This is a genomic window from Bradyrhizobium acaciae (assembly GCF_020889785.1).
Lineage (GTDB): Bacteria > Pseudomonadota > Alphaproteobacteria > Rhizobiales > Xanthobacteraceae > Bradyrhizobium > Bradyrhizobium acaciae.
The window spans coordinates 1-11,287 of sequence record NZ_JACMYK010000200.1 but is presented as its reverse complement, the minus strand read 5'-3'; the positions used below and the strand labels follow the sequence as shown (position 1 = coordinate 11,287).

Genomic DNA, 11,287 nt, shown 5'->3' with positions numbered 1-11,287 from the left:
ACGAAGCGCTAATCTTGCAGCCGCACTTGGCTATGCGCTGGAGAACGGAGGTGACCCTCAGCTTCGATTCGGCCGGTATCCCATAGGTATCGCAAACGTGCTGCCATCATGCGATCGGTAAACGGCAATCCCAGTTCGTCGCAGCGTTGGATGCCTCGGCCCAGAACCAGTGCGACCTTTTGCCAGTAAGGCTCCAGCAGCGACATGAGCAAATCGTCGAGCGCTGCCGTGGTCGCGCCACGCGGCAATTTTACGTCGCTCCATGACGCGTCGGAGGTGGGGGCGGGGACAGGCAATTCCTCAAGAAGCGCCGACGGCAGCAAGTCGGGAAATTTGTCGTACAGCGGCAGCATCACTTGCCATTGCAGCTCAATCAGAAGCTCGAAGAGCGGGCCGTCGAATTCGAGCTGCTCTTCATTTCCGAGTTCCGCAATAGCCGCTCGGGCTTTCATCATTGCCTCGTTGGCGATGATGAGCTGGTCACTCAACCGAATAGCCTCTTTGCGGTTCATCGGTTATCGCGACGTCGTCGCGCCCCCTTACCCCTTCGAATAAATATCCTTGTACGTATCCCGCAAGATATTCTTCTGCACCTTGCCCATCGCATTGCGCGGCAACTCGTCGACGACGAAGACGCGCTTGGGCATCTTGAACTTGGCGAGCCGCCCGTCGAGCGCCTTCAGCACCGAGGCTTCGCTGACGTCGGCGCCCTTGCTGCAGACCAGCACGGCGGTGACGCCTTCGCCGAAATCGGCGTGCGGCACGCCGATCACGGCTGATTCGATCACGCCGGGCATGGCGTCGATCTCGCTCTCGATCTCCTTCGGGTAGACGTTGAAGCCGCCGGAAATCACCAGATCCTTGCCGCGACCGAGGATGTGGACATAGCCCTTGTCGTCGATCTTGCCGAGGTCGCCGGTGATGAAGAAGCCGTCGCCGCGGAATTCGGCCTTGGTCTTCTCCGGCATCCGCCAGTAGCCCTGAAACACGTTCGGGCCCTTGACCTCGATCATGCCGATGGCCTCCCGCGGAAGCTCCTTGCCGGTCTCGGGGTCGGTGACCCGCACCGTCACGCCGGGTAGCGCGAAGCCGACCGCGCCGGGCACGCGGTCGCCGTCATAGGGATTCGACGTATTCATGTTGGTTTCGGTCATGCCGTAGCGCTCGAGCACGGCGTGGCCAGTGCGAGCCGACCATTCGCGATGGGTGTCGGCGAGCAGCGGCGCGGAGCCCGAGACGAACAGCCGCATGTGCTTGGTCGCGTCCTTGTTCAGGCCGGGGTTCTGCAATAGGCGGGTATAGAAGGTCGGCACGCCCATCATCACGGTGGCGCGGGCCATCAGCTTGAGGATCGCATCCGGATCGAACTTCGGCAGGAAGATCATCGAGGCGCGTGCGAACAGCGTCACGTTGCTCGCCACGAACAGGCCGTGGGTATGATAGATCGGCAGCGCGTGGATCAGCACGTCCTTGTCGGTGAAGCGCCAGTAGCCGACCAGCGAATACGAGTTCGACGCCAGATTGTCGTGCGACAGCATCGCGCCCTTGGAGCGGCCGGTGGTGCCGGAGGTGTAGAGGATCGCCGCGAGGTCTTTGTTTTCGCGCGGGACGGTGGCGAATTCCTTCGGCGCCTTGTCGGCCGCCTCGGTCAGCGAGCCCTTGCCCGTAGCGTCGAGCGTCTCGACCCTGGCACCCACCTTGGCGGCGATCGCCCTGATGCCGTCCAGCTTGGACGGATCGCAGACCACCAGCGCCGGCTCGGCGTCGGTAATGAAGTATTCGAGCTCGTTCAGCGTATAGGCGGTATTGAGCGGCAGATAGACGCCGCCGGCGCGCACGGTGGCGAGATAGAGCACCAGCGCCGAAACCGATTTCTCGGTCTGTGCGGCGACGCGGTCGCCCGGCTTGACCCCGCGCTCAACCAGCACGTTCGCCATCTGGCCCGCGCGCGCGATCAAATCGCCATAGGAGATGCGGCTGCCGTCGAGCTGCTCGATCGCAAGCCGGTCGGGGTCGTCGAGGCCGTCGAACAGGCGGGAAAACAGATTGGCGTTGGTGTTCGTGTTCATGCAACATCCCCTGAGGGGCGAAAGCGCCGGAAAGGTCTGGCTGGATTAGCAAAAACGCCCTTCGGAAAGCAACGGAGACAGTTTGCATGACAAATAATGGGAAACGCGTGGCCTGGGTCACCGGCGGCGGCACCGGAATCGGCGAATCCGGGGCGGAATTCCTGGCCGCGGACGGCTGGACGGTGGTGATCTCCGGCCGCCGCAAGGAAGAGCTCGACCGCGTGGTGGCCAACATCACGAAAAAGGGCGGCAAAGCCGAGGCGATCCCGCTCGACGTCAGCAGCAAGGCCGACGTCAACAAGGCCGCCGAGACGATCGTCGCCAGGCACGGCCGCATCGACCTCCTGGTCAACAGTGCCGGCATCAACGTGCCGAAGCGCAGCTGGGCCGACATGGAACTGGAAGGCTGGGACAAGCTCGTCGAGGTCAATCTCAACGGCGTGCTCTATTGCATGCGCGCGGTGCTGCCGACAATGCGCAAGCAGCAGGACGGCTGCATCATCAACGTCGCCTCTTGGGCCGGCCGCCATGTTTCCAAGATGCCGGGGCCGGCCTACACCACGACCAAGCACGCGGTGCTGGCGCTGACCCATTCCTTCAACATGGACGAATGCGTCAATGGCCTGCGCGCCTGCTGCCTGTCGCCGGGCGAGGTCGCGACCCCGATCCTGAAGCAGCGTCCGGTGGTGCCGAGCGAAGCCGAGCAGGCCAGGATGCTGCAGCCGGAGGATTGCGGCCGCACCATCGCCTTCGTCGCCAGCATGCCGGCGCGGGTCTGCATGAACGAGATACTGATCAGCCCGACCCATAACCGCGGCTTCATCCAGACGCCGGCGAACCGGGATTAGGCCGAGCTCTCTCAACGGGTCGTCCCTGCGAAAGCAGGGACCCATAACCATCGATGTTGGTTATCAGGAAAGGCTGGAGCTACAGCCTTCGCAAAACAACCATCTGTGGTTATGGGTCCGGGCTCGCGCTTCGCTTGGCCGGGACGACAGTGTGGATGGATCTGCGATCCATTTCACTCGCTGATCTCGTTCAGCTCCTTGCCGGAATGCTCCGGCACGAACAGGAACACGCCGATCGCCATCGCGATCATCAGCACGGGGATGCAGAGGAACGCCAGCGCGAACGAGCCGGTGTGCTGTTGGAGTGCGATCGAGACGAACGGAAACAGCACGAAGCCGACGAAATAGGCGATCGCCCAGACCACGCCGTTGGCGGCGCCGCGGATCCGGGTCGGGAAGATTTCCGCCGTCAGCGTCGTGCTCGGGCCCCAGAAGCCGAGGAAGCCGAGACACCAGAGCAGCCCGAACGTCCACAGCAGGACGCGGTCCTCGGAATAGACCCAGAGCGTCATGAAGATGGCGCCCTCGATCAGGGTGATGATGAAGGTGCGGCGGCGGCCGATCTTGTCGATCAGCCAGCCGACCAGGCACAGGCCGAGAAAGCCGCAGAGGCCGTAGAACACGTAGAACAGGCTGTATTCGGTCGTCGACCAGTGCTTCTCGGTCGAGAGGTAAAGCGGCATCCAGGCGCCGACGGTGCCGTAGATGCAGGTCGAGGCACAGGCGACGAACAGCGCAACCAGCGTCGCGGGCAGCACGTCGGGCAGGAACACCTGGCGGATGCCGACCGATTTGGCCTTGCCGAACCAGGCGCTGTCCTCGTCGCTGACCGAGCCGCCGCGCGCCAGCGTCTCCGAGATGCGCCGCTTGCGGTCCTGCGATCGCACCCAATAGGGCGATTCCGGACAGGTGGAGCGGATATAGATCGCAAGCAGCGCGATCGCGCCGGGCACCATCACGGCGATCCGCCAGCCGTACTTGGCGCGACCAGGCCAGTGATCGCGCCGGCGAGCGTGGCGCCGAGGCACCAGGCCGAGCGCGTGATGCTGATGACCCGGCCGCGCAGCCGCGCCGGCCAGGTTTCCGCCACCAGCATCGAGCCCAGCGACCACTCGCCGTTGAGCGCGAAGAACAGCAGCGAGCGCGCGATGACGAAGACCGCGAAGGTCGGCGACAGCGCCGCGACCGGCATCAGGAGTGAGAACAGCGCGATGTTGACGGCGAGCAATGTGCGGCGGCCGTAGCGGTCGGCAAGCCATGGCCAGAAATAGAGGCCGGCGATGCCGACGAACAGCGCGATCTGCATGCCCGACCGATATTCCGGCAGGGTCAGCGCAAAGTCCTTGATCACCATCGGCGAGATCAGCGCGAAGATAACGCCGTCCATGCCGTCGAAACCCCAGCCGAGCGCATTGGCGGTGGCGATGTGCCAATGCGTTTTCGTGAGCTCCGTGCTCCCTGCGACAGCGCGGTAGTTGGCGTATTGCAGGTGCTTCTGCTCAAGCGGACCGATGTCATCGCTCGCATCGTCCACCGCAGGCGCGGCGTGACCATCAGCCGTGATGCTGCTCATGATTGTTTCCCCACTACCGCCTGACGCGAACCGCAATCTCAGGCTGAACCAATCGCACCATGGCGGCAAGCGAATTGCTCGCGGCAGCGCACCCGTCCATTCCGTTCGATGGAATGCTCAATCGGTCGCGCGAAGCGCCGCGCATACGAAGCGCGCCCCAACCGGTTTCAGCAATCACAAAGATTTATTTCCGGAAACCGCCCTGAAAACCTCCCGTAGCTCGGCCAACGACGCCGCAATGATCAACCCAAGCGCGTCGTTGCCCCTTCATTGCCGGCGATGACGTCGCCGGCTGGATTACCCATCGGGAGACGAACCATGTCGAAGCGTATTGCCTATCTCGCTGCCGCCGCCTTCAGCGCCCTCGCGATCACGGCCACCGTCGTGGCGCCGGTCCGCGCCGAGGAAAAGACCGTGATGGTCGGCGGCGCCGCGATGTTCCCCTCGAAGAACATCGTCCAGAACGCCGTCAATTCGAAGGATCACACCACCCTCGTCGCCGCGGTGAAGGCCGCCGGCCTCGTCAGCACGCTGGAAGGCAAGGGCCCGTTCACGGTGTTCGCGCCGACCAATGCCGCGTTCGGCAAGCTGCCGGCCGGAACCGTCGACAATCTGGTCAAGCCCGAGAACAAGGCGACCTTGACCAAGATCCTCACCTACCATGTGGTGCCGGGCAAGCTCGAGGCTTCCGACCTCACCGACGGCAAGAAGCTGAAGACCGCCGAGGGCGAGGAACTGACCGTGAAGCACCAGGACGGCAAGGTCTGGATCGTCGATGCCAAGGGCGGCACCTCGATGGTGACGATCTCCAACGTCAACCAGTCGAACGGCGTCATCCATGTGGTCGACACCGTGCTGATGCCGGCGACCTAACACCCGACGGGTCGATTTAGTCCCTGATCGCCTTACGAATAGCGAGCCGGAGCCTCGCCCCGGCTCGCATTTTTGTGACCAGATGAAGTGCCCTATATCAAACTGATGATGCGCGAACCCGTAACGGAAGGCCGGTTCCGGGCGTATAAGCCGGTAACGACCACCAGCAGAGAACTTCCATGACGAGCCTTGCCGTCAGTGACCACCAGGCAGAGACCGCAACACCGGCGAAGGTGATCCAGCCGGTCTGGGTGCGCATGGTGCACTGGATCAACGCAGTCGCGATGATCCTGATGATCATGTCCGGCTGGCAGATCTACAACGCTTCGCCGCTGTTCGGCTTCAGCTTCTCCTCGAACATCACGCTTGGCGGCTGGCTCGGCGGTGCGCTGCTCTGGCACTTCGCCGCGATGTGGCTGTTGATGGTCAACGGCCTGATCTATCTGGCGCTGGGGTTCGCCACCGGCCGCTTCCGCAGGAAGCTGCTGCCGATCACCCCTGCGGGCGTGATTTCCGACACCAGGGCGGCGCTGACCTTCAAGCTGTCGCATGACGATCTCAGCAAGTACAATTCGGTGCAGAAGCTGCTCTATACCGGCATCATCGTCGTCGGCGTCGTCATCGTGTTGTCCGGCCTGTCGATGTGGAAACCTGTTCAATTGCATTGGCTGGTATCGCTGTTCGGCGGCTACGACATCGCGCGCTATGTCCACTTCACCTGCATGGCGCTGATCGTCGCCTTCCTGGTGATCCATGTCGCGCTCGCGCTGCTGGTGCCGAAGAGCCTGCGCGCGATGATCATCGGGCGCTGAGGGAGGATAAAATGGGTCGTCTCCGCAAGCTCCTGATCCCCGGTGTAGACAAGAAGCTGCTCGTGCGCGATGCAGTAAAGACGATGCCGGAGCTGACGCGCCGCCGTTTCATCACGGCGGGGACCAGCCTCGGCGCGCTGACGCTGCTGACCGGCTGCGACGTGGTCGATTCGTCGTCGGCGGAGGAACTGCTGAAAAAGGTCTCGAAGTTCAACGACGCGGTGCAGGCCTGGATGTTCAATCCGGATGCGCTGGCGCCGACCTTCCCCGAGAGCATGATCACCAAGCCGTTCCCGTTCAATGCCTACTACGGTCTTGACGAGGCGCCGGAGATCGCAGGTGCGGACTGGAAGCTCGAGGTGCGCGGGTTGGTCGACAACAAGAAGTCGTGGACGCTCGACGAATTGTACAAGCTGCCGCAGGTCAAGCAGGTGACGCGCCACATCTGCGTCGAGGGCTGGAGCGCGATCGGCAGCTGGACCGGCACCCCGTTGCGCGATTTTCTCAAGCTCGTCGGCGCCGACACGCACGCCAAATATGTCTGGTTCCAGTGTGCCGACAAGGACGGCTACAACTCGCCGCTCGACATGCGCACCGCGCTGCATCCGCAGACCCAGATGACATTCAAGTTCGGCGACGAGATCCTGCCGCGCGCCTACGGCTTTCCGATGAAGATCCGGGTGCCCACAAAACTCGGCTTCAAGAACCCGAAATACGTGCTCTCGATGGAAGTCACCAACGACTACAAGGGCGGATACTGGGAAGACCAGGGGTATAATTCGTTCAGCGGGAGTTAGCTCGCTGTCGTCCCGGCGAAGGCCGGGACCCATACTCCGCGGCCAACGGAATAGGCAGGCGGGGAGACACTTCTCTCCATCGCAACCACTTGTGGTTATGGGTCCCGGCTTTCGCCGGAACGACAATTACGGCCCGACCTTCCTCTGAAATGCCGACAGCAGCGCACCGACCGCGAGCATCGCGGCGGAAACGTTCAACGCAAATGACAGGCTGCCAACCGCGTCGGTGATGGCGCCGACCACGATCGGCCCGAGCGTCTGGCCGATGCCGAACGCGATGGTCATCGCCGCAATCGCGGTCGGCCAGGCTTCCGGCGGGTAGTTGAAGCGCACGAAGGCGGTCGTTGACCCAACCACCGCGAAGAACGCGACGCCGAACACCAGCGCGGAAATCCCAAGCAGCAGCGGCGAATGCCCGAAGATCGGTAGAGCCGCGCCGAGTGCATTGACACCGAGGATGATGGTGGTGGCGAGCCCGCCGCGGTCGAGCGCCAGCACCCGCCGCCAGACCCATGGCGTGACGAAGGCGCTGACGCCGATCAGGCTCCAGAACGCGCTCTGTGCCGCCGCGCCGCCGCCGCCGTCGCGGACATAGGCGATCATGAAGGTCATGTAGGCGATGTAGCCGGCGCCGAACAGGAAATAGGCGGCGAGGTAGATCGCCACCGGCATGATCGCGAACTTGGTCCGCACGATGCCGTCGGCGAAAGCATCGGCGTGGAATGGGGCCAACATCAGCGGCACGATCATGATCGCGGAGAGCAAGGTCATCGCCCACCACACGATCCACCATGAGCCGGCGCCAAAGCCCTGCAGCACGAAGGGGGCGATCAGGCCGGATGCCAGGATACCGATGCCCGGCCCGGCATAGAACAGGCTGAGCAGGAAGTTGGCGCGTTCCGGCCGCGACTGCGCGATGGTTGCCGCCAGCGCGCCGCCGCCGACAAAGCCGATCGCAGCGGCGAAGCCGACCAGCAGGCGGGCAAAGCTCAGCACCACGAAATTGCCCGAGAGGGCGCACAGCGCCAGCGACAATGCGCAGGCGAGCGTCGACCAGCGCACCGATGTCGCCAGCCCGAAGCGCTGGATCAGGCGTGAGGCGAACAGCGCGCCGGCCAGATAGCCGGCGGCATTGATGGTGTTCATGAAGCCGGCGGCCGAATACGACCAGGCCAGCTGCTCGCGCATGTCGGGCAGCACCAGCGAATAGGCGAAGCGGCCGATGCCGAGACCGACTGTCGGTGCGAGCGACAAAATAAGGATCAACCGCGCGGGATGCGGGTAGGGCGGGGCGGGGGCTCTCACAATTTACTCCGGCAATGAACGCATTGTGGCAGGCTGCGGCGGTCCTGCCCAGCGCTAGAGGCAGCAACACTGTCTTGCGTATCGGGCAATCAGGCGATCAGGACCAGCGCGACGCCGGCGACGGTCAGCAGGGTTCCGGCGACGATCCGCGCGGTGATCTCGACATGCTTGAGCATGACAGCGCTCAGCGCCACGGTGACCAGTGGGTAGATCGCAGCGAGCGGTGCCACCAATGTGATCGGGCCGTTGCGGACCGCGGCGAACAGGCTGAGCGCGCTGAGCCCGTTGCTGATTCCGGTCAGCGTGAACCAGAATCGGCCGTCGCGCGACGCCTGCACCATGAAGCTACCCTTGCGGATCCGCTGCACGGTCAGCACCACCAGCGAGGACATGATGTAGCCGATCAGGCAGGCCCATAGCGGGCTCGGCCAGATCGCCAGCCCAATCTTGGCGATCGGCGGCGCCACACCGCGCACCAGCGCGCTCGCCAGCGGCAGCAGCAGCGCCCAGCTGCGCCAATGACCGAGGTCGCGCGGCCGGGTCACGGTGATGATCGCGGCACCGGCCACTGCAACGACGAGGCCGACGAGCTGCTGGGGCGCGAGCGGCTCATGCAGCAGCACCACGGCGGTGGTGACCGCAAACAGCGGCGCCAGATTGCCCAATGTCGAGGTGATGACCGGCCCGAGCGCCCGGTTCGAGGCGAAGGTGAGCAGCGTCAGCGACACCGGAAAGAACAGGCCAAGCGCCATGAAGACCGGCAGGCCGCGCCAGACCACCGGCTCGCCTTGCAGGATCAAAGGCGACAGCAACAGGAACAGCAGGGTGAAGGAGGGCACGCTGATCGCGGCACCCGACAGCGGCTCGACGGTGCGCAGGCCAAGCTGCGCCAGCACCACCCCGGCGCCGAGGAAAATGGCCGAGGCGAAGGCGTAGACGATGGCTGCGGTCATGAGGTCCGTCTTGTTGGCTTCTTGTCAGCTTCTTGGGGCGCGGTTGGCTCGTTAGGGGGCATTTTGGTCCCGTTCGGGGCGCCTTGCCAATCGATGCGGGGCGTTTTAGCACTCGCGCCTGACGATGGCGGGCATGCCCGATTGAATGAGGTAACGACCATGGCGACCCATAAACTGCTGCTTCTCCCCGGCGACGGCATCGGCCCCGAAGTGATGGCCGAGGTGCGGCGCGTGATCGACTGGCTGAATGCGCAGGGCATCGCCAAGTTCGAGACCGAGCAGGGCCTGGTCGGCGGCTCCGCCTATGACGCGCACAAGGTGTCGATCTCCGAGGGCGACATGGCCAAGGCCAATGCGGCCGACGCCGTGATCTTCGGCGCGGTCGGCGGTCCGAAGTGGGACAGCGTGCCCTACGAGGTGCGCCCCGAGGCCGGCCTGCTGCGGCTGCGGAAGGATCTCGCCCTGTTCGCCAATCTGCGTCCGGCGGTGTGCTACCCGGCGTTGGCCGATGCCTCGAGCCTGAAGCGCGAGATCGTCGAGGGTCTCGACATCATGATCGTGCGCGAGCTCACCGGCGGCGTCTATTTCGGCGAGCCGAAGACCATCACTGATCTCGGCAACGGCCAGAAGCGCGCGATCGACACCCAGGTCTACGACACCTTCGAGATCGAGCGCATCGGCCGCGTCGCCTTCGAGCTGGCGCGCAAGCGCAAGAACAAGGTGACCTCGATGGAAAAGCGCAACGTCATGAAGTCGGGCGTGCTCTGGAACGAGGTCATGACCCAGGTCCATGCGCGCGAATACAAGGACGTCACGCTGGAGCATCAGCTCGCCGATTCCGGTGGCATGAACCTCGTCAAGACGCCGAAGCAGTTCGACGTCATCGTCACCGACAATCTGTTCGGCGACATGCTGTCGGATATCGCGGCGATGCTCACCGGCTCGCTCGGTCTGCTGCCGTCGGCGTCGCTCGGCAAGGAGGACGCCAAGACCAAGGAGCGCAAGGCGTTGTATGAGCCGGTGCATGGCTCGGCGCCCGATATCGCCGGCAAGGGGCTTGCCAATCCGATCGCGATGATCGCTTCGTTCGGCATGGCGCTGCGCTATTCCTTCGGCATGGGCGATCTCGCCGACAAGGTCGACGCTGCGATCGCGGCCGTGCTCGCCAGCGGCCTGCGCACCGCCGACATTAAGTCGGCCGGCACCACGCCGGTCAGCACGGCGCAGATGGGCGAGGCGATCCTGAAGGAATTGCAGAAGCTGCACGCGTAACGGCTGCTTCGTCATTCCGGGGCATGCGTTGCATCGCCCGGAATGACGGAAAGTCCAAAAAGCAAAATGCCCGGCCGGAGCCGGGCATTTTCGTATCGGCCATCAGCCGAAATTCTCAGTACAGCGGGAAGCTGCGCGGATAGCCGCCGAGATCGGCCGGCGGGCTGAGCGGCTGGCGGTCGATCGGGCGGTTGTTGTTCTCGCGCGCGAACGAGGGATAGCCGATCTCCGGCGGATAGGCGTAGTCGTTGAACTTGCGGTCGCCCGGCAGCACTTCGGTGCCGGCGTCGAGCCACGAGCGCGTGGTGACGTAAACGCGGGTGCGCGGACCCTGCTGATAGACGCGGTTCGGACCCTGCGCACCGTAATAGCGGCGGCCGTCGCGGTCATACTGCTCTTGCTGCTTGCGCTTGCTCGGGGTCTGCTGCGCGCTGGCCGCGGTCATGCCGAACGCGGTTGCGGTGACGGCAGCCGCGGCAAGCAACACCACGAGCTTGTTCGCGGCAGGGAAATTCAAGGTCATCGCATCCTCGTCATTACGGCCCCATCGGGGCTGGCGCGTCCGCCAAAATCACTTGGAACACATTGTAGCCATGGTGGGGAGGCCGTCACTAGGTCAATTGCGCCACACCGCCAGAGATAATTAGCATCCCGGCGCAAAAGTTTCATGAAAACCAGTGCCTTGCCACGGTCTCGCCATCAAAGCGCGCCGCGCAGAAGCGGGTTCTGGCTGCCCATGACCCAGTCGGCCGACAGGGCGGGCCCGCCGGCGGTAACGCAGTCGG

At 64.0% G+C, this 11,287-nt stretch carries 12 protein-coding genes; 5 read left to right on the top strand and 7 right to left on the bottom strand.

Features of this window, described 5'->3' with window-relative positions:
* Positions 1–8 precede the first annotated feature (8 nt).
* Both H8A92_RS37585 and H8A92_RS37580 read right to left on the bottom strand, forming a co-directional pair.
* Positions 9–512, bottom strand: a complete 504-nt coding sequence (locus H8A92_RS37585) for a DUF3658 domain-containing protein (RefSeq protein ID WP_229200298.1) — start codon at positions 510–512, stop codon at positions 9–11.
* A gap of 27 nt (positions 513–539) precedes the next feature.
* Positions 540–2,069 (bottom strand): malonate--CoA ligase, encoded by a 1,530-nt coding sequence (locus tag H8A92_RS37580; RefSeq protein WP_229200297.1) that lies wholly within the window; start codon positions 2,067–2,069, stop codon positions 540–542.
* A gap of 86 nt (positions 2,070–2,155) precedes the next feature.
* Here H8A92_RS37580 and H8A92_RS37575 point away from each other — a divergent pair, with 86 nt between their 5' ends.
* Positions 2,156–2,917 carry an SDR family oxidoreductase gene (locus tag H8A92_RS37575; RefSeq protein WP_229200296.1) on the top strand — a complete coding sequence of 254 codons (762 nt, stop codon included), beginning with the start codon at positions 2,156–2,158 and terminating at the stop codon, positions 2,915–2,917.
* 173 nt (positions 2,918–3,090) lie between these two features.
* Here H8A92_RS37575 and H8A92_RS37570 read toward each other — a convergent pair whose 3' ends face one another.
* Together H8A92_RS37570 and H8A92_RS40895 are read right to left on the bottom strand one after the other, a co-directional pair.
* Entirely contained in the window at positions 3,091–3,945 is an 855-nt protein-coding gene (locus tag H8A92_RS37570; RefSeq protein WP_338026696.1) for an MFS transporter, read from the bottom strand.
* On the bottom strand, positions 3,873–4,490 hold the full coding sequence (locus H8A92_RS40895) for an MFS transporter (protein ID WP_274613568.1): 618 nt from the start codon (positions 4,488–4,490) through the stop codon (positions 3,873–3,875). Before H8A92_RS40895 ends, H8A92_RS37570 begins: the two co-directional genes overlap by 73 nt.
* Positions 4,491–4,808: 318 nt before the next feature.
* Here H8A92_RS40895 and H8A92_RS37565 point away from each other — a divergent pair, with 318 nt between their 5' ends.
* The 3 genes from H8A92_RS37565 to H8A92_RS37555 all read left to right on the top strand — a co-directional run bounded on the left by H8A92_RS37565 (position 4,809) and on the right by H8A92_RS37555 (position 6,972).
* On the top strand, positions 4,809–5,363 hold the full coding sequence (locus tag H8A92_RS37565; RefSeq protein ID WP_229187912.1) for a fasciclin domain-containing protein: 555 nt from the start codon (positions 4,809–4,811) through the stop codon (positions 5,361–5,363).
* A gap of 179 nt (positions 5,364–5,542) precedes the next feature.
* A complete protein-coding gene (locus tag H8A92_RS37560; RefSeq protein ID WP_229200295.1) occupies positions 5,543–6,175 on the top strand; it encodes a cytochrome b/b6 domain-containing protein in 633 nt (210 codons plus the stop codon).
* Between the two features lie 11 nt (positions 6,176–6,186).
* Positions 6,187–6,972: a molybdopterin-binding protein gene (locus H8A92_RS37555; protein ID WP_229200294.1), complete on the top strand. Its 786-nt coding sequence runs from the start codon at positions 6,187–6,189 to the stop codon at positions 6,970–6,972.
* Between the two features lie 126 nt (positions 6,973–7,098).
* Here the strand turns inward: H8A92_RS37555 and H8A92_RS37550 are convergent, their stop codons facing one another.
* Complete coding sequence (locus tag H8A92_RS37550) at positions 7,099–8,277, bottom strand: YbfB/YjiJ family MFS transporter (protein ID WP_229200293.1); 1,179 nt, start codon at positions 8,275–8,277, stop codon at positions 7,099–7,101.
* Positions 8,278–8,366: 89 nt separating this feature from the next.
* Positions 8,367–9,230, bottom strand: a complete 864-nt coding sequence (locus H8A92_RS37545) for a DMT family transporter (RefSeq protein ID WP_229200292.1) — start codon at positions 9,228–9,230, stop codon at positions 8,367–8,369.
* A 159-nt stretch (positions 9,231–9,389) separates the two neighbouring features.
* Between H8A92_RS37545 and leuB the strand changes: the two genes are divergently transcribed.
* Positions 9,390–10,502: a 3-isopropylmalate dehydrogenase gene (gene leuB, locus H8A92_RS37540; RefSeq protein ID WP_229200291.1), complete on the top strand. Its 1,113-nt coding sequence runs from the start codon at positions 9,390–9,392 to the stop codon at positions 10,500–10,502.
* A 115-nt stretch (positions 10,503–10,617) separates the two neighbouring features.
* Here the strand turns inward: leuB and H8A92_RS37535 are convergent, their stop codons facing one another.
* The gene (locus tag H8A92_RS37535; protein ID WP_229200290.1) at positions 10,618–11,025 is read right to left on the bottom strand and encodes a hypothetical protein; all 408 of its coding nucleotides are present in this window, start codon (positions 11,023–11,025) and stop codon (positions 10,618–10,620) included.
* Positions 11,026–11,287 lie beyond the last annotated feature (262 nt).